Source organism: uncultured Actinomyces sp., assembly GCF_963526355.1.
Lineage (GTDB): Bacteria > Actinomycetota > Actinomycetes > Actinomycetales > Actinomycetaceae > Actinomyces.
Map to the genome: position 1 here is coordinate 25757 of NZ_CAUROW010000002.1, position 17924 is coordinate 43680.

10 protein-coding genes and 1 CRISPR repeat array are annotated in these 17924 nt (G+C 66.0%); all 10 genes read right to left on the reverse strand.

All coding sequences use genetic code 11. The annotated features are described in order from the left end of the window. Positions 1-152: 152 nt before the first annotated feature. On the reverse strand, positions 153-1094 hold the full coding sequence (locus tag RWR81_RS01305; protein WP_314453272.1) for an ATP-grasp fold amidoligase family protein: 942 nt from the start codon (positions 1092-1094) through the stop codon (positions 153-155). Between the two features lie 548 nt (positions 1095-1642). Continuing rightward, a CRISPR array of direct repeats spans positions 1643-4483; the repeat unit is 28 nt; unit sequence GGATCATCCCCGCTCGCGCGGGGTTTAC. Positions 4484-4539: 56 nt separating this feature from the next. Further along, the gene (gene cas2e, locus RWR81_RS01310) at positions 4540-4884 is read right to left on the reverse strand and encodes a type I-E CRISPR-associated endoribonuclease Cas2e (RefSeq protein WP_314453275.1); all 345 of its coding nucleotides are present in this window, start codon (positions 4882-4884) and stop codon (positions 4540-4542) included. A gap of 41 nt (positions 4885-4925) precedes the next feature. Next, the gene (gene cas1e, locus RWR81_RS01315; RefSeq protein ID WP_314453278.1) at positions 4926-5864 is read right to left on the reverse strand and encodes a type I-E CRISPR-associated endonuclease Cas1e; all 939 of its coding nucleotides are present in this window, start codon (positions 5862-5864) and stop codon (positions 4926-4928) included. 3 nt (positions 5865-5867) lie between these two features. Continuing rightward, on the reverse strand, positions 5868-6554 hold the full coding sequence (gene cas6e / locus RWR81_RS01320; RefSeq protein ID WP_314453281.1) for a type I-E CRISPR-associated protein Cas6/Cse3/CasE: 687 nt from the start codon (positions 6552-6554) through the stop codon (positions 5868-5870). Next, complete coding sequence (cas5e, locus tag RWR81_RS01325) at positions 6545-7261, reverse strand: type I-E CRISPR-associated protein Cas5/CasD (protein ID WP_314453284.1); 717 nt, start codon at positions 7259-7261, stop codon at positions 6545-6547. Before cas5e ends, cas6e begins: the two co-directional genes overlap by 10 nt. Then, on the reverse strand, positions 7261-8388 hold the full coding sequence (gene cas7e, locus RWR81_RS01330; RefSeq protein ID WP_314453287.1) for a type I-E CRISPR-associated protein Cas7/Cse4/CasC: 1128 nt from the start codon (positions 8386-8388) through the stop codon (positions 7261-7263). Before cas7e ends, cas5e begins: the two co-directional genes overlap by 1 nt. 2 nt (positions 8389-8390) lie before the next feature. After that, entirely contained in the window at positions 8391-9119 is a 729-nt protein-coding gene (gene casB / locus RWR81_RS01335; protein ID WP_314453290.1) for a type I-E CRISPR-associated protein Cse2/CasB, read from the reverse strand. Next, positions 9116-10783, reverse strand: a complete 1668-nt coding sequence (casA, locus tag RWR81_RS01340; RefSeq protein WP_314453293.1) for a type I-E CRISPR-associated protein Cse1/CasA — start codon at positions 10781-10783, stop codon at positions 9116-9118. Before casA ends, casB begins: the two co-directional genes overlap by 4 nt. Continuing rightward, positions 10780-13731, reverse strand: coding sequence for a CRISPR-associated helicase Cas3' (gene cas3, locus RWR81_RS01345; protein WP_314453296.1), 2952 nt, complete (start codon positions 13729-13731; stop codon positions 10780-10782). The genes casA and cas3 overlap by 4 nt, the downstream gene beginning before the upstream one ends. A 429-nt stretch (positions 13732-14160) precedes the next feature. Then, positions 14161-17532: an isoleucine--tRNA ligase gene (gene ileS / locus RWR81_RS01350; protein ID WP_314453480.1), complete on the reverse strand. Its 3372-nt coding sequence runs from the start codon at positions 17530-17532 to the stop codon at positions 14161-14163. Positions 17533-17924 lie beyond the last annotated feature (392 nt).

The following is a 17924-nucleotide window of genomic DNA, read 5'->3' on the forward strand; positions in this document are numbered from 1 at the left end:
AGTAACATACCTGAGACCAAGACACGCAACTATCTGGCAGATTCGATGAGAAAGGACTCATGCCGTCGACAACTTTTTGAAGAATTCTTCTCATTGGAGCGATGTTGTTTCGTAGGAAATCTACGAATAGCCTTCACCGCACGGTTGTCCCGTCACAGCATGACACCCCTGAAGGACTTCTTCTCCGGCAGGACGATCCGGTCTCCGAAAACGCGGTCGTAGCACGAAGGAGCAAAGTCAGACAGTCCATCAGCATCCGTGAAGGTGATCTCGCCGAAGTAGACGTTTCCATCCACCTCATAGAAGTCTACGCGGGCGCAGGCGAACCCCTTTCCGAGCTTGCCGGCCAACGAGAGCATGGTCTCCAGGCCGGCTGGTGCCGGGATGTCCGGAGCACGGTCGGCTTCGCACGTGTACTCGAAAGGCGCACGGGTCCAGTCCGGAAGGTAGGTGCCCCGCAGCGTCCGCCCTGGAGACCTGTCCACGGTGAAGATGAACTGGACGACGCCGTCGAACACCATGAACTTGTAGTCCCGCAACCCTCCTGAGGCGTCACGCAGGAAGGGCTCACACACGATACGGGGTTCACAGTACTCGTAGTGCAACTCGAAGCCGCCTTTCATCGCCTGGCGCAGGCCAAGCCATTCCCGCAAGCGTCGACGAGCACCTTCCCCATCGAGCGCGCCCTTGTCGGGCACGAGGATGTTCCACCCGGAGCCATGCGTGGCCTTGAGGACAAAACTGTGCGGGAGGACATCGAAGTCGATCTCGTCGGGGGAGTCCCATACGCCCAAAAGGGGAACGAGGTACTTCTCCCCCACCTTGCTGGCAACCCACTGGCGCACCAGGTACTTATCCGCCAGGCGCCCCTTGAGCGGAGTGGAGTCGTAGAGCTTGAGCCAATGGATCTTCTCAGTCATGGTACGAGGCTCCTCCACATGGCAGGGGCGGCACTTGAACAGCCAGTACCAGTGCTTGAGCGCAGAACGGTAGTGGTCTGGTGACAATCGGCAGTTATGACGATAGATCGCGCGCTTCAACCAGTTCTGAACCGGCGGGGAGAAGATGACCTCAGCAGCACCTCTGACACTCATTGTCGACACCTCTCAATTAGGGTGACCGGCAGCCCACCCAGGGAGGGGACGCGCGCAACGCCTCTCAGGCCACCGTATCGGCGGCCTGAAAAGTACCGGATAGGGAGACGAGAGAGGCGGTCCCGGGGAACAGGAGCACGCCGTTACCCGGCCAAACCCTGGTGACCAAGCAACGGCTTTATCCTGCATTACACCAGGTGTATTTGTAAAGTTAATCGACTGGGAGTGTCGAATGTCAGGCCTCGACTGTCGCCGCGGCCATGTCGACCGTGGCAGTCGGCTGACGACCGAGGTCTCCACTCAGCCGATCTCTGGTTTGATGAGGTCCTGGGCACCAGTCCAGGTAGCCTCATCCTCTGGGACGGCGAGCTCCAGACGGATCCGGTCGCCCGTGTGCAAGGCGTCCAGGACCACCTCAACCGCTGACCTCGCCTGTTCTTAAACGGACAAAACCCATCTGAGAACCCCAACGACATCAACGGCGCCAACGTCACCTGACCTCTCGCGGGGTCTATGCGACGTTGGCAGCACCGTCTCCATTGCGGTCAGGATCGTCCCCGCTCGCGCGGGGTTTACACATCGGGCAGCCGATGCTCACTCGAGAACCACGGATCATCCCCGCTCGCGCGGGGTTTACACGGACGACCACTCGCCCCGCAGCCCGTCAACGGGATCATCCCCGCTCGCGCGGGGTTTACCCGGCCTGCCGGAGCGCCTCGCGGCGCACGGCCGGATCATCCCCGCTCGCGCGGGGTTTACGCCAAGGAGATCGGTGCTGCGACGCCGAAGGACGGATCATCCCCGCTCGCGCGGGGTTTACGCGCCAGCCCGGCTGCCTCCCCCCTCGGCACCCGGATCATCCCCGCTCGCGCGGGGTTTACGCCCGCTTCGTCTCGGCACTCACTGCCTACTCCGGATCATCCCCGCTCGCGCGGGGTTTACTTCGAGCTTCTTGCCGATCGATTCGCCGATTGTCGGATCATCCCCGCTCGCGCGGGGTTTACGCCACGGTGCCATGCTGCGAGAGCGCCTGTCGCGGATCATCCCCGCTCGCGCGGGGTTTACCAGGCGCCTGGGGAACCGGGGGAGGGCCGCCACGGATCATCCCCGCTCGCGCGGGGTTTACCCAAGGTCGACCTAGAATCAGCCGCTGAGAAACGGATCATCCCCGCTCGCGCGGGGTTTACCGACGGCGGATCGCGGCTCGGTCAACGCCTGGCGGATCATCCCCGCTCGCGCGGGGTTTACGTCGATGCCATCGCAGACGAGACCATCACCATGGGATCATCCCCGCTCGCGCGGGGTTTACGGGGAGTGCGCAGGAGAAACGATCGCATGCGGCGGATCATCCCCGCTCGCGCGGGGTTTACAGCCTGAAAGGACAAGTCGTGACGGACATCACGGGATCATCCCCGCTCGCGCGGGGTTTACGGGGAGTGTGCAGGAGAAACGATCGCATGCGGCGGATCATCCCCGCTCGCGCGGGGTTTACCGTGTTGCGGCTTGGCTACAGGGATGGGGTGCGGGATCATCCCCGCTCGCGCGGGGTTTACTGCGCCCGGTCGAGGGCGCGCATGTCGGCCGGGGGATCATCCCCGCTCGCGCGGGGTTTACTCACCGACCTCCTCGACCCCGAGCAGCAGTATTCCGGATCATCCCCGCTCGCGCGGGGTTTACAGCAGCAGCCACGATCCCAGCACATCACCCGGCGGATCATCCCCGCTCGCGCGGGGTTTACCGACGGACGGTGACGTCGTGGACGACGTACCCGGGATCATCCCCGCTCGCGCGGGGTTTACGGTGACCAGTTCAGCTCCAGAGCGACCGGGTCCGGATCATCCCCGCTCGCGCGGGGTTTACCCCGCCGTCGCGCGGGAGATGGCCGCCGCTGCCGGATCATCCCCGCTCGCGCGGGGTTTACCTGGACGGTGGGCGGGAAATCGGAGTCGCGCGAGGATCATCCCCGCTCGCGCGGGGTTTACGTTTTAACCCTTTTTCTTTACCCTTTCTTTACCGGATCATCCCCGCTCGCGCGGGGTTTACGGCGCGGCCTGCCCGCTCTCCAGCACCACGAGGGGATCATCCCCGCTCGCGCGGGGTTTACCCACGGGCCAGGCAATGCGCCTGGCCCTTCGTGGGATCATCCCCGCTCGCGCGGGGTTTACGTCGGCGTAGTCCTTCGTGGACTTCGTGAGTCGGGATCATCCCCGCTCGCGCGGGGTTTACTCGATGCCGCGCCAGGTGGGCAAGACCTATACCGGATCATCCCCGCTCGCGCGGGGTTTACGGCATGGCCGGGTTGCGCCAGCGAGTCGCGAGAGGATCATCCCCGCTCGCGCGGGGTTTACCTGGCAGTCTGAATACCCGCGCCGACGGTGCCCGGATCATCCCCGCTCGCGCGGGGTTTACCCGGTTCAGGCCGTAGCCGATCGACCGTGTGGTGGGATCATCCCCGCTCGCGCGGGGTTTACTGGAGGCGCTGGCCGCCATGGAGGAGGGAAAGGGGATCATCCCCGCTCGCGCGGGGTTTACCTCGTGCCCAGGCTGGTTCGTACTCGGCAGTGGTGGATCATCCCCGCTCGCGCGGGGTTTACTTGGTCCGTTGCTGCTCGCGCGGCAGCAGGTCGGGATCATCCCCGCTCGCGCGGGGTTTACATATGGTGGTAGCACACATCCAGGACCATCTTAGGATCATCCCCGCTCGCGCGGGGTTTACAACACCCCCGTCAGCGATCTGCTGATGGGGGTGGGATCATCCCCGCTCGCGCGGGGTTTACCGGGGAACTCGCATAATGAAGTTCTTGCCCCCAGGATCATCCCCGCTCGCGCGGGGTTTACGACACCGAGATCTACGTCTACAACGGCCGCACCGGATCATCCCCGCTCGCGCGGGGTTTACATTTCCCGCCCACCGTCCAGGACCAGGATTGCAGGATCATCCCCGCTCGCGCGGGGTTTACTCGCGTACTCCAAGGAAGACATCGATTCGATCAGGATCATCCCCGCTCGCGCGGGGTTTACGCCCACTCCCGAGTCACTCGGTACGCCACTCCGGGATCATCCCCGCTCGCGCGGGGTTTACTACTGCCAGCCATGCCGGATCACGATGAAGATGCGGATCATCCCCGCTCGCGCGGGGTTTACACCGCCCGAGCCAGGAGGATGAGGCTCGGGCGGGGATCATCCCCGCTCGCGCGGGGTTTACCAGGACCAGAGCGGGGTCTTCTCGCCCTGGGCGGGATCATCCCCGCTCGCGCGGGGTTTACCCGGTTGTGGAGACGTCCCTGCCGCCCGCCCTGGGATCATCCCCGCTCGCGCGGGGTTTACGCTAGTGAGGAGGAGCATGGCGGTGGGCTTGCCAGGATCATCCCCGCTCGCGCGGGGTTTACACTTGCGGATCCTAGGAATCCCAACGATGAGCTACCCTACCAGGCCATGTTTACCTTCACTGCCGACCTAGCGCTCGCTCCGCAGAGCTCCGATAGCGCCGTCGTCTCGCAGCGATCGACCACGACTCCTTCGGAGGCTTAACGGCGCCAGGGATCGCCTGCGATCCCTCAATCTGCCGGTATGGCGTCCTCATCACCAGGCACCCCTCGATATCAACCGGTTCGCGATCATGCCCCAGTGACGCAACCGCGAAACGCTGCTCGGACCGCACCGACCAGATCAGCAACGCTCGCCCTTCCCCTATGTATGCCCGAACCAGTTCCCACAGCTGCTCCCGTACTCGAGCTGAGAGATGACCAACGAAGACCCCGGGAGAGACCTCAAGCAGCCAACGAGTCATAGAGCCCCGCAATGAGGCAGGGGCGGCAGAAAGAATCAGGACTACCACTCTCCTGCGTCCTCTCCGGCATAATTCGCTCCACCGGCCACAGCACGCCGCTGGTAGTCCCACAAGGAGACCACGTTGACACCCATATCCTCCAGATCATCGACCTCAAGCAGGCGGTAGATGTCCTTGACCGTCCGCTCGATGACCTTGAGCTCGAAGACCTTGTCCCGAACACGCCGTCGCGTGGTCCCGGTGAGGTCATCCATCCCTTCAGAGACAACGTCGAAGGCGATAGGTATCGTCGTCTCCGCCTTGTACAGGTCGGCGACGTCGTAGACGAAGGATCGCTCATGGCCCGTGTGGACGAAGCCGAGACCCGGAGAGCACCCTAGGGAGACGATCACGCCGTGGACGACGCCGTACAGGGCTGCGTGCGCAGCTGAGAGTGCCTGGTTGATCGGATCCGACGCCTCGAAGTCATCAGGACGGTAGTCACGTCGGGTCCAGGGGACCCCAGTGCGCCTGGAGTTCTCACGGTAAACCTCGCGAACCCTGGCCCCCTCCCGCCCCCTGAGCTGCTGCATGGTGAGCCCATCAACATCCTCGCCGCTGAAGCGCATGCAGTACATCTCGCGAGCCACCCGCAGCCGCTTCTGGGGAGAGGAGACCCGGGTTGCCTGCTCCACCAGCAGCCGGGTGGACGTCGCCAGGGATCGTCCATGCGCGTAGTAGCGCACGCCGCGCTCACCGACCCAGACCGCCGTCGTCCCGCACTCACCGAGCAGGCTCATCGCCTGGTGACTGACCGACGTTCCCGGGCCGAGGAGGACGGCGACCAGCGAGGCCGCGGGGACACGGATGGTGCCCTGATCGTTGCGTGCGGTCAAGGCACCATCCTCCCGGTGCACCACACAGTGCTCCAGGTAGAGGAAGGACATCCGGTCCTGGACGCGGGGCAGAGCCGTCACCGGAACCGGCAGCATTCTGACCATGTCTCAGTCCTGTCGCACCCGGGCAAGCGTCATGAGCCCGCAGCCGTAGGCCTTGGACCTACCGACCCCGGCGATGAGTGCGCGGCGTAGGGACTCGGGATCGGTGACACGCAGACTCCCCTCGTAGACGGTCCGGTTAATGGTCACCCGATCACGTCCTTGCTCCCCTGGCCGTCGCCGGTTGAAGACAGGACGCTCCCGATAAGCGACCATGACAGCCCCGTCAATGACCCCACCATCGGTGTGGTCCACAGGCATGAGCTCGAACCCGAATCGTGTGGTGCGTTCAATGAGCCACTGCCGCTGCTGCTCAACGGTGACGTGACCGTAGCGCTGTCCGCGCACCCCTGGACCTCGAGAGGCCGAGTAGGACGGGTTCGCCGCTAGGCGGAAGGCCCACAGCTGCCCGGCGTCCAGCGAAGCGAGGAAAGGCGAGTAATCCAGAGTCCGCGCCTGAGAACCGGCTGTTCCCGCCTCCGCGACGAGCTGAGAGCAGTCAGGCTCCACCGGCGAGAGTATGTACAGCGCCGTCGTCGTACCTCGGTCGACCCGCCACAGGACACGTCCGGGGCCGTCCCCGACATTGCCTCCGGTGGCTCCCATGACCACGGCGTGCATGGCCTGAGGCGAACCCAGATACTTTCGCGTGAGGCGGCGCTGCGGAGCCAGATCAATCTTAGTCAGGAACACCGGTTCGCCTCCTCCAGCGCAAGCATGGGATCGTGGACGTCCGGCTTGGGAGTACCCACCTGTGTCATGAGCCGTTCGACCTGGCGGAAATCGTAGTCGCGGCGGCGCGGATCGAAGGAGACCGGTACGTCACGACTCCCCCATGCTGATCCCCGCTCCTCGACGGGTACGGCATCCTGGTCGAGAAGCATCTCCGCGTCGAAGACATGACCGCGGTGCCGCTTGCGGAACCATGGCGAGGCGAGCCAGGGCTCGCTTCGAAGCGCATCAAGCAGCGTCGTCTCCCGAAGGCCCAGGGACACCGGTGGTGTCGGTGTGCAGGAGCGTCTCCCGAGATACAGAGGGAAGGCCGGGCACCGAAGCGCCTCGTCAATGCCCTCCAGGAGAGGCCGATCGCCTTCGATGCCGGCGAGGAAAACGGCGTCGGCGAGGTAGTACCGATTCGACAGAGGCATGGACTCCTTGCCATTGAGGGTGCGTGCCGTGTGGAAGTCCCTGATGACTCGGCCAGGCTGATCCTTACGCACCCCGAACCGCAGGGACAGGAGATCCTCAATCGGATCCGTCCGGCGACGGCCGACAGCGGCCGCCAGCATGCCGATGACGCCGCTCCTGGTCGGCGCGAGCTCGGTGGAACGAACGGTGAAGCGCGATTTCACCCCCCAGGCCTGCAAAGGTCCTGCGAGTCGCAGGAGGAGGACGGTCATCAGGCCCGCTCCTCACGGCTCACACGCGGAGCCACGACCTGGCGGACCCGGTCGGGCAGGTCGGCGAAGGACACGCGCTCGCCGAGCGAGGAGACGGCGTCTGAGTCCTTGAGGGCGACGACGAAGCTGCTCAGCGGCGTCAACCCGTAGTTCTTCTCGATCGTCTTGGCGTATTGCGCGAGCACACCTACTGAACGGTCGATGTACCCAAGACCGGAGGCCTCCGGCACCGGTTCCTCAAAAGCGCCGACGAGGGAGACTGGCTGGTCATCGCGGACGGAGATGACGACGGCCTCGGGCAGGGTCCGGTTGGCGAAGGTGTTCTGCTTACCGGTGGGCATGGACAGGCAGAAGCCCTTGATGAAGACCTCCAGTGCCCGCAGTACTGCATCGCCATCCCCGAGGTTCTCGACCAGCATGTCGAGATTAACGGTGGCGTAGCGGTACATGGTGGCTGAGGAGAACTCGACCGTGCCCATCATGCCTGCACCGGCGTCCTCCTCCTCGGAGCGGCTCTTCTCATCGTCGACAGCGGTGAAGAAGTCGTACTCGTTCTCGGCTGCGTGCGTAGAAATAGCGTGGGCCACCTGGCAGGCGGCGTCGACATTGAGGTCGGTGTCGTCAGCCACCATGCGCCCGAAGAGCGCGATGTCGACGGCGTGCGTCTCCTTAAAGATCTTCTTGACCGTCTTGGCGTCGAGCGTCTCGCCGCTGCGGGCCGAGGCGATGGCCAGCTCAGCCAAGCGCGCGATCTGGCTGGTGGACAGGAACAGAAGGTAGCCGGACTCCTGAGTCCCGTCCTTCTTGCCGCGAGGAGACGAGAGCTTGATCTTGGCCGCCTTGAACACGCCCTCGGCGAGCGCGGTGGCGTTCTCCGCAAACTCCGGAGCACCCTTGGCGATTGACGAGGCCAGTACCTCGACGACCCGTTTGGTGCGCACACCGATGTCCTCGGCGTCGAGCAGATCATTGAAGTACAGGCGCGTGGCCCGCTTCCAGGACTGGCTGGAGACCCGCAGGCGACGGACACCGCCGTACACGGCGGACTTTGGGGAGCCCGAGTCGTCCCGGTTGACACAGGACGGCGGCAGGTTCTGGATGATGTGGATATCGACGTAGGTGCTCATTGTCAGTTCTCCGGGATCGGCGCGGTGGCGGTTGAGTTGGTTGCAGATGCCGGGGTGGCATCGTCGGAAGAGGCTAGGGATTCGGCCGGCAGGGACTGGTACTGCCGTGCCCAGGTCAGGCGAATCCGTCTGGCTCCGCCTGGCTGCTGGAAGTGGAGGATGTCGTCAGCGAGCATGGCGTGATCCAAAGGAATGCTCCGAGCACGAAGTAGCGAGATGAGACCCCGCAGATGGTGGAGCAACTCGGTGACGGTCGTCGAGGTGACCAGGGCGTTGAAGCGCGCCCGGGCCGAGGGGTTCTCCTCGTCCGGCGGACCGATCAGGCTGCGAGCAGCATGGCCGAGCCCTCTTCCGGGTGCGAACATGGGCTCGGTCCGCGACTGCTGGTGCACGGCGTAGAGCGTCATGGCTGCGTGGACAGCGGTCTCCTCCCAGGTGGGGGCGTCGCCCGCATAGTCGGGAACGTGGACGCTGGTGAGCTCCCAGATCTCGGGGAGCTCACCTGGAAGCCTGTTCGCCCCCTTGCGCAGGGCGGCCAGATCTCCGCGAGCTCGAGCCTCATTGCGCCGATAGCGGGCTTGCAGCCCCTCCTGCCTCTTCGTTCCGCCAATGCGCTGGTCGACGAGGCGGCCGGCATTCTCCTCCAGCCGCGGACGGTAGGGCCGCCGGCTCGCTCCGGGCGGTACTGCATCTGCCACGTTGGCACGTGTACTGGTATCCGACACAGTCATGCCGGTGTCCTTTCTTCATTCTTATTGTTCTCAGCGGTGCTGTCTTGCTGCGCAGATGCCGGTACGGCCACGTTCAGAGCACGGCGGAAGAAGAACAACGCCTTGCCGACGTCCATCCGTCCCTTCCCCTCCCCGCGTCCGGCGAAGGCGGTGTCCGGCACGGCGGATGCGAGCATCTCCTGCTGCCTCCAGGCCTCGGAGCGCAGCAGCCTGCGCCACTGGTCTCGGGCCCTGACCGGGTCCGTTTCGTCGAGGGAGGCGAGCCATCGGGGGAAACGCTCATCAATGACCTGGTAGAAGGCGGCACTGGCATGCTCGCGCGCAGCCGACGCCGTGTCTGGGCTCCCGCCGCGAGCACGGTCCAGGTTCCCGGCCAGGTTCCGCAGTGCGGAGGCGACCTGTTCCGTCTCCTCCATGGCACCGCGCACGACGGCGAGCAGTCGCTTGTTCTCGAAGTCGAGTAGACCGGCGGGCAGGGAGAGGACGTCGTCGACGAGCTCGGTGACAACCGCTTCCTGAGCCCCGTACTCGATGCCGACGGCGTGCAGGGGGACGAGGCCGCCAGCGGGGACGATTCTGCGACGCATGAGCTCCTGGTAGAAGGAGACAACACCGGGGGAACGGTACCGTGTCACCTCCCCTGCACCCTTGACCGTGATCCTCGGACTCAGTTGGGCCACGAGACTCGACAGTCCTCGCCAGAATGCCCGGTCCGTCGGCAGCTTGCGCGGCATGTAGACAGGTGCCTTGAACTTCTTGGTCTGCGGTTCGGAGTAGCGCCATGCGGTCATCGGTTCGACCAGATACCGGTTCTGGGGCGTTGCCTTGTCTCCGTTGCCCAGGAACAGGCTGGTGACACCCGCGTCGTCGCCGTGCAGCAGCACGCGGCGCGTCTGCCACGTGTAGCAGGCGACGGGGCCCTCGGGTTCCACGGCAAGCGAGCCCGCCGGGCCGTCGGCCTCACGTTCCCAGGACGCGAGATCCTGCTGCGGGTCGACGTCGACCAGATCAGGGAGTTCCTCGCAGACGACGGTGTTGAGGAGCAGGGTCCGCTCCAAGCTCTCACCCGTCACGGTCACGGTGCCGATCTGCCCCGTCCAACCGGGGCCGATCGGGTATCCCTTTCCTCCCCTGGCCTGAGGGTCTCCGACGGCTCCAGAGCGGATGCCGGAGGGGTCGAATGCGTGGACGTGCACCAACCATCTGGCCGCCTCCGCCCAGCTGATGGATTCCAACCCTTGAGCGATACGAGTAGTGAAGAAGGGATTGCCGTTGGGGACATCCACAATGAGGGACTCCAGTCCCGAGGTCCTGCCCGAAGCCGAGTGGATTCCTGCGACCTGGAAGAAGGGACGGTCCGGATCGCGCAAGTCGAAGCGCTCCCGGTAGCGCTCCAGGTAGGCACTGGCGTCCCGCCCCAGGCGCTCGGGCTCCTCCCAGTACTCCCGCCAGGTGTCCAGGTCCTCCGGCCCATCCATGGTGCGGTGGCAGATGGCCAGCAGCAGGCGCAGGATGGCCACGTCCTGGCTGGCGATCTCGCCGTGGATCCCGGCGACGTCCGTCGCCTCGCGGAACAGGGTGAGGAGGGAGACCTCGTCGGGGGTGCCGTCAAGCCTGGTCACCCGGATCCAGGGCTCGTCGAGAAGATTGAAACGCTGCGTCATTCTGATTGGACCTCCTTGAGCCCGGTGGTTGGGGAGTACTCGAGTGCGGTGTCGGCCAGTTGTGCCCGGCCTTCTTCCAGGAGGAGGAACAGCTGTCCGCGGAGCTGCGGATCATCCTGCCAAGCGGGTACGACGTATTTCTCCAACTCATCGATGACCTGGTCGATCCGGTGCGGATTGCTCAGGCGCGGAGGAAGCCTCACGGCGGACAGGGCCATGGCGCGCACAACCCTCCTGTCCGGGGCGCGGTCTGTGGGGATCATGGCGCCCGGTGCCTCCGGTGCGGAGGACAGGGTGCGCAGCTCCTCCTGACCGCCTTCCCGATGCAGGTCCAAGAGGATGACCTCCAGGGAGTCCTCGCCATCACGGACCTGGGCACGTCCCCTCTCCTCATTGTCGGAGGCCGTCGTATGCAGCCAGCCGATCAGGGAGGCACTCTTCCCTCTCCGCTCGGGCTCATTCAGAAGAAAACCCTGAGCGGCCTCATGCTTCGCACGGTTGCTCGTCGCGTATTTCTCTCGAGCTTGGTTGACGGCCTCCTTCCACGACGGCGGCACTGAGGCATCGGGGCCGTAGACGGCCTCGATGAGGTCGTGGACGTCGTCGGGAACCGTGATGATGCCAGAGCCATTGATCACCCGGTCAAGTGTGGCCGCGCTCAAGAGCATGTCCTGCTCGCCGTAGATCGTCTTGGCTCCCGGCTCCAACGAGGGATCGGAGGAGGACGTTGACGGCAGCCAGTCGATGTAGCAGATGGGTGCAGCGAGTCGGGGCGGTCGCCGCCGCTGGTGGCGGTGCAGACGCCCCATACGCTGGAGGACCAGGTCGATGGGAGCGAGGTCAGTGACGAGCAGGTCGAAGTCGACGTCGAGGGACTGCTCGACAACTTGGGTGGCCACGATAACGGCCCGGTGCGGGCGCTTCCCGGCCCTGCGCGGAGGACCGAAGCGGTCGAGGAGATCCTGGTCCTTGGCGAGCCGGTCGCCGATCGTGAAGCGGGCATGGTGGAGACTGACGTCCTCGCCGAAGTGCTCGCGCAGCCGCTCATAGGTCTCCTGGGCGCGCCGTACCGTATTGCGGACCACCAGTGCGCAGCCACCCTCGGCGAGGGCCTCCTGAAGAAGCGGGATCAGAGCATCCTTCGTAAGCCGTCTGATCCGGACCGTGCTGCGTCGTCCCGACGCGGTCGGGACGACCTCGGTGCCCTCCTTGCCAGCGGTGACCAGGCAGGGGAAGGGAGTGTGCACGTTCTCAGGGGCGGGACGACGGTGGACGCGCTCCCCCGCTGCCAGGCGCAGGCCCCGTCGGTAGGCGTCGACCATGGCGGAGCAGCGGGCCTCGGACAATGTGGCCGACAGGAGCACCACCGGCACCCCGTAGGCCGCGAGCCAGGTCAGGACCCGGTCCAGGTAGACGTTCATGTACGTGGAGTAGGAGTGCACCTCGTCGACGATGACGACCTTGCGGGACAGTCCCAGGTGTCGCATGGCCAAATGCGGGGAACGCATTGCCCCGAACAGCAGGTGGTCTACGGTGGTGACGACGAAGTCCGACAGCATCGACTTCTTGCGCCCGCTGAACCAGGCCAGGATCGCCAGGTCGGCTCTGCGGCTGTCCTCGGAGTCTGCGGCATGGCCCGTTCGAGCCTCTTCCTCATCCCATCCGATCCCGACAGGGCGTGGGGTCTCGCCGGTCGCGTCGTCAAGCGATCCGAGGAGCCGGTCGCGGATCTCGTAACCGCGGCGTCGCAGAAGCCCGGCCTCCTTGTTGAGTCGAGACCGTCCGTGCAGTAGCTGAGCGGCGAACTCCGACGGCGCCCCCTCGTCGGCGTAGGCCTCCTCAATGCTCTCCAGCCAGTCGAGCTCGCGGGAGAACATGGCGTCCGTCGTCGCCTGAGTCGGCAGGGCGAAAAGGATCCCGGAGCGGTGAGTGCGGGCGGCGAGCACCTCGGCCGCCATGAGGGCCGCCTCGGTCTTCCCTCCTCCCGTGGACTCCTGGACGATGAGCATGCCCGGCAGCCCCATGGTGCGGGCGGCCTGGAGCGCGCGCACCTGGACGTCGGTGGCGCGGGCACCGACGGGCAGGTTGAAACGGCTGGTGAGCAGACAGTCGGGAGCGGTGCCCTCGTCGCGGGGACGCCATGGCGCGGGGATCTCCAAACGTGACAGACCAGTGGCCACGCGAGGCGCGTGGGCCTCGGGGGCGAGCAGGCACGCGCCATCGTCCTCGAGGGGCAGCAGCGGGAAGTAGGCCTCGGTCGAGGCGATCCAGTCCGAGACGATGAGCAGTCCCGAGAGCTCGACGAGGAAGGGCTGGGTCCATCGGTGACGCGCCCAGTGAGGAAGAAGAGCTGCGGTACCGGTGCGTCGCGTGACGAGCTCGAGGAGCTCCTGGCGGGTCGCGCTCCACGCCTTACCCTCGCCGAGGAGGTGCTCATGCCCGTAGTAGTCCTGGCCGAGAGCCGCCGTCGTGGGCGGGATGCCGTGATGGGCGCCAACGACAGAGGCGAGGGCCTCGGCGGGACCGCAGCCCCAACCGTGCTCGTTCATGAGCCAGCTCTCCAGGATCAAGTGCCCAGCCAGGGCGTGAGGGACCTTGCGCCGCTCGAGAGGATCCACCGGTTCGTGGATCAACCCTGCCTCCTTCATGCGGTCGTCCAGTCCCGGGACCTGGACGGAGAAGGCCGGGGTGCACTTGCCGATGTCGTGGACACCGGCGATCCAAGAGGTGAGCTGACAGAACTCCTCCAGCGGGGTCAGTCCTGAGTCGGAGCCCGCGAACTCGCGTTCGATGAGTCCGCGGATGGTGGGAGCCAACCAGTGTCTGGCCAGGTACTCGGCCACTGCGGCAGCATCGAGCAGATGCAGCCAGAGCGGGAGCCAGTGGCGGCTCTCAGGGTCGTAGCCGAATTTGGCCCATACGGACCGCGCGCGCTCTGAGAGCGTCACAGGGAGCTCCTTCGTTGGAGAGGTGGCCGCTTAGGTCACCGGGTAATCCTCAACACTGAAGATCGCCCATAGGGGATTGAGAGTGTTTCAGCGGAAACCGCGTGCTGCCGCATAGTAATAGCGGCCCACCCCAAAGACAGCTCAACTTTTCGATCAAACGGGCCTCAGGAGCCGAGTTTCCACGGGTCATAGTAGCACGCACACCACTCGCCATAGGAACTGCGATGCAGCGGAAGACCTGAAACTCAAGCCCCTCGACAGGCAATCGATGAAGCAACTTTAACCGGTATGGTTAATTTTCTACTGCACTGTCTCTGTCGTTGTATTTCGGTGCACGTCGAGAATTCTGGAGACTGGACGTACGAGCGGGGCCGGCGGCCCGAGTGAATCGGGCCGCCGGCCCCGCTCGTAGTCAGGTTCGGGTCCTGATCAGGCCTCGCCCGTCTCCGTGGCCTTCTCGGTGACCTTCTCGACAGTGGCGGTGGGCTCCTTGGCGCCGGGGGCGGCGATGACGGAGGCGTCCACGCAGCCGGTCTCGCGCTTGATGAGGTCCAGGTGGGCACCGGTCCAGGCGCCCTTGTCCTCGGGAACGGTCAGCTCCAGGCGAATGCGGTCACCCACGTGCAGGCCGGCGGCCTTGCGCTCGTCCTGGACGAGGCGGACCAGGTCACGGGCCCAGCCCTCGGCCTCCAGGGCGTCGTCGAGGGCGGTGTCCAGGACCACGAAGGCTCCCGAGGGCAGCATGGTGGCGGCCAAGGAGTCGTCATCGACCTCGATGCGGGTGGTCAAGGTGAAGGCGGCATCCTCCGCCTCCAGGACCACGGGGGTGCCGTCGAGCAGGACGTCGTTGAAGCGCACGTCGCCGTCCTCGGTGAGCTCCCACTGGCCCGCCTTGACGGCGGCGAAGAGCTTGGAGGTGAGCTTGCGGACCTCGGGGCTGAAGGCTCGCGGGTTGAGGGTCAGGTCCGCCTTGGCCTCGTAGCCGGCGGACTCGGCGTCCAGGACCCGGACATCCTTGACGTTGACCTCCTCGGCCACGAGCTCGCGGAAGGGGGCCAGTCCGGCCGGGTCGGCCGTGGCGATGGTCAGGCTGTGCAGCGGCTGGCGCACGCGCAACTTCTCGGCCTTGCGCAGGCTCAGGGCCGCCGAGACCGCCGTACGGGCCTCGTCCATGGCCGTGACGAGCTCGGCGTTGGCGACGTGCGCGGGCAGCACCGGCCAGTCGGTCAGGTGCACGGAGCGCCCGCCGGTCAGGCCCCGCCAGATCTCCTCGCTCACCAGCGGAGCCAGTGGCGCCATGACCTCGGTGAGCACGCGCAGCACCGTGGCCAGGGTATCGAAGGCGGCCGTCTCTCCGTCGGTGAAGCGCTGACGCGAGGTGCGCAGGTACCAGTTGGTGAGCACGTCGAGGAAGTCGCGGATCGTGGCGCAGGCCCCGGTGATGTCGTAGCCGTCCATCTGGGCGGCCACTGTCCCGGCCAGGTCCTTGGTGCGGGCCAGGACATAGCGGTCCATGACGTGCAGGCCGCCGTGCTTGGCGAACAGGCTCGCGTCGTCGAGGTCGACGCCGTCGGTGACGTAGCCGGTCTCCCCCGCCTGGCCCGCGTAGAGGGCGAAGAAGTACCAGGTGTTCCACAGCGGCAGCACCACCTGGCGTACCGTGTCGCGGATGGCCTTGTCGGTGACCACGAGATTGCCGCCGCGCATGACCGGTGCCGAGAGCAGGAACCAGCGCATGGCGTCGGCCCCGTCGCGGTCGAAGACCATGGAGACGTCCGGGTAGTTGCGCAGCGACTTGCTCATCTTCGCCCCGTCGTTGCCCAGGAGGATGCCGTGGGAGACGCAGGAGGTGAAGGCGGGCCGGTCGAACAGGGCGGTGGCCAGGACGTGGAGGGTGTAGAACCAGCCGCGGGTCTGGCCGATGTACTCCACGATGAAGTCACCCGGGTAGTGCGACTCGAACCACTCGACGTTCTCGAAGGGGTAGTGCACCTGGGCGAAGGGCATCGACCCGGACTCGAACCAGCAGTCCAAGACGTCGGGGATGCGGCGCATCATGGACTTGCCCGTGGGGTCGTCGGGGTTGGGACGCACGAGGGTGTCGATGAAGGGCCGGTGCAGGTCGGTGACCTTCACACCGAAGTCCCGCTCGAGGTCGGCGTAGGAGCCGTAGACGTCGGTGCGCGGGTAGTCGGGGTTGTCGCTGACCCACACCGGGATGGGGGCGCCCCAGAACCGATTGCGGGAGATGGACCAGTCGCGCGCGTTCGCCAGCCACTTGCCGAAGATGCCGTCCTTGATGTGGCCGGGGTACCAGTCGATGTCCTGGTTGAGCTCGACCATGCGGTCGCGGATCGCCGAGACGCGCACGAACCAGGAGGAGACGGCCTTGTAGATGAGCGGCTTACGGCAGCGCCAGCAGTGCGGGTAGGAGTGCACGTAGGAGGCCTGGCGCACCAGGACGGCGCGCTGGCTCTCGTCGCGGCGGGCCAGGGGGCCGGTGCCGTCGCGCAGGTCGGCGACGATGGGCTTGTTGGCCTCGAAGACCTGCAGCCCGGCGTAGTCACGTATCTCCTCGGTCAGGCAGCCGCCGTCATCAACGGGGACAACGGTCTCGATGCCGGCCCCCGAGCAGGCGATCATGTCGTCCTCACCGAAGGCCGAGGCCATGTGCACCAGTCCGGTTCCGTCGGAGGTGGTCACGAAGTCGGCGGCGATGATCCTCCAGGCCTTCGGCCCAGGTGCGGCGCCCTCCGCCCGGTGGGCGGCGTCGTCGAAGTAGTCGAAGATCGGGTGGTAGCGCCGCCCAACCAGGTCCGCCCCGGTGCAGGTGGCGACCACCTGCGGGTCCTCGCCGAGCTCGCGGGAGTAGGAGCCCAGCAGGTCCCGCGCGATGACGACGTCCTGGCCGGCCACCGGCGAGTCGAGGTGCTCGTCGACGTGGACGGTCACGTACTCGACGTCGGGGCCCACGGCGATGGCCATGTTGGAGGGCAGCGTCCAAGGCGTCGTGGTCCAGATGAGGACCAGCTCGGGGCGCTCGGCGCCCTGGCGCAGCGGCTCCTCCAGGCGCAGGCCCACCGTGACCGTGTTGTCCTGCCGGTCCTGGTAAACGTCGTCGTCCATTTTGAGCTCGTGGTTGCTCAAGGGGGTGCGGTCGTGCCAGCAGTAAGGCAGGACGCGGTAGCCCTGGTAGGCCAGCCCCTTGTCCCACAGCTGCTTGAAGGCCCACAGCACCGACTCCATGTAGTCGGGGTCGAGGGTCTTGTAGTCGTTGTCGAAGTCGACCCAGCGGGCCTGGCGGGTGACGTAGTCCTCCCACTCCCTGGTGTAGCGCAGAACGGAGCTGCGGCACTCCTCGTTGAACTTCTCGATGCCGATGCCACCTGGGCGGGTGATCTCGGTGACGTCGTCGATACCGAGCAGGCGCTGGGCCTCCAGCTCGGCGGGCAGGCCGTGGGTGTCCCAGCCGAAGCGGCGCTCGACGCGCTTGCCGCGCTGGGTCTGGTAGCGCCCGACGGCGTCCTTGACGTAGCCGGTCAGCAGGTGGCCGTAGTGGGGCAGTCCGTTGGCGAAGGGAGGGCCGTCGTAGAAGACGAACTCGTCGCAGGGCTCGCCGCGGTTGTCGATGGAGGCCTGGAAGGTGCCGTCGGCCTTCCAGTAGGCCAGGACGTCCTCCTCGATGGCGGGGAAGGAGGGCGAGGGGTCGATCTGCTCCCCCGGCCGGTGAAGGGGGTAGAAGGCGGCGCCGGTCGGCTCGCTGCCGCCGGCGGTGGTGCTGTCGGCCATCTTCTCAACCATCGCGGTGTGCTCTCGTCTCACTCGTTCCTGCCGCCCCGAGCGGGAGCCCTGGGCCTGACGAGGACGACGATGGCTCCCGGCCGGAACTGGCATCCGGCTGGTGCCGCACCGCGGTACCACCTCGCTTGCCGTGCTGCGCGCCCCGATCGGGACGGCCTGCACGACCGCTTCGTTTCCAGCTGTGACGGGCTGTCCCGTCCGGTTCTACTGAGGGCCGACGACGCTGGTGCGCCGGGGTCCGGTTCTTCCGGAGGCTCGCCGGTGATGGCCGGGTCGGTGCCTTTGCTCCGGGGAGTGTAGTGGGCGGCATGCATCCGGGGCCAGTTCGCACCCCGCCTCGGCGACGTCGTCCTCCCCACACTCACGGTTGGAATAGTGGCCGGGTGCCCACC